Here is a 1,017-nt window from a genome sequence, read left to right as displayed (position 1 = left end):
CGAAGAAGGCGTCGAAGAAGCGGACGGTGCCCGCGGCGTCCAGCCCGAGCAGGGTGCGCAGCCCGGCCTGCCGCAGCCGGCGGGTGGCCTGGGCGGCCGGCGTCCACAGCGCCCGTCGCGGGTCACGGCCGGCGCGCACCGCCGCGACCACCACGTCGGCCAGCCGGAGCGAGACGGCCACGCTGTAGCCGGTGCCCGGGTGCATCAGCCCACCGCGTGCGCCGAACGGCACCGGTCCCGGTCGGCGTCCGGCCGCCGGGTCGGGTTCGACGGCGAACCGCACGTGCTCGGTGCGCTCGAAGCCCGACAGCGTGAGGCCGTGGCCGGCCAGCCGCGTCTCCAGCCGCTCGCGCAGCTCACGCATCCCCAGCGCCGGACGTCCCACCAGGCAGGTCTCCTCCAGCAGGGCGTCCTCGGCGTCCAGCGGCAGCGCGTAGAGGAAGCTCGCCGGGCCGGAGGAGGCGCCCCCGGCGGTGGCGGAGTCGTGGCGGCGCCAGTCCATCAGCCACGGCCCGCCGAGCACCTCCTCGGCCCGCCGGCGCGAGACCACCACCCCCACCGCGGTCTGCTGCGCCCGGGCGGGGTCGAGCGGGGCGCCGCGGGCGTCGAGCACGCAGCTGGCGGTCAGCCGGGTGCCGTCGCGCAGCAGGACGCGGGTGGCGTCGGCCTCGGCGACCGTGCCGGGAAGCACCTCCGCACCGTCCAGGGTGAGGCTCCGCTGCAGCCGGGGGGTGCTCAGCACCACGTACTCCCGCGGCACCCGGCGGGCGGTGCCGGTGTGCACCCAGGGCTCGAAGCGGGTGCTGACCGCCTCGGGCGCCAGCCAGCCGGGCAGCTCGTCGGCCCAGGCCGCGTAGGTCGGCGTCCAGGGGCGCTCCGGGGCCGGGTCGACGGCGACCACGTCGACCCCGGCCGCCGCGAGCCGGTGGGTCAGGGCGCGTCCGGCCGGGCCGAGACCCAGCACCAGCACCGACACCCGACGACCCGTCACGTCCCCAGCCTGGCACCCGGTGCCCC

General features: G+C 78.5%; 1 protein-coding gene. It reads right to left on the bottom strand.

The window, feature by feature from the left end; all coding sequences use genetic code 11:
• Window positions 1–991 (bottom strand): lycopene cyclase family protein (locus DVA66_RS20685; protein WP_157974229.1); only part of this gene is annotated, 991 nt, incomplete at its 3' end.
• Window positions 992–1,017 lie beyond the last annotated feature (26 nt).

Origin of the sequence: Desertihabitans aurantiacus (assembly GCF_003344635.1) — a bacterium.
GTDB lineage: Bacteria > Actinomycetota > Actinomycetes > Propionibacteriales > Propionibacteriaceae > Desertihabitans > Desertihabitans aurantiacus.
The sequence above is the reverse complement of the archived record's forward strand: the minus strand, read 5'-3'. Positions and strand labels throughout refer to the sequence as shown.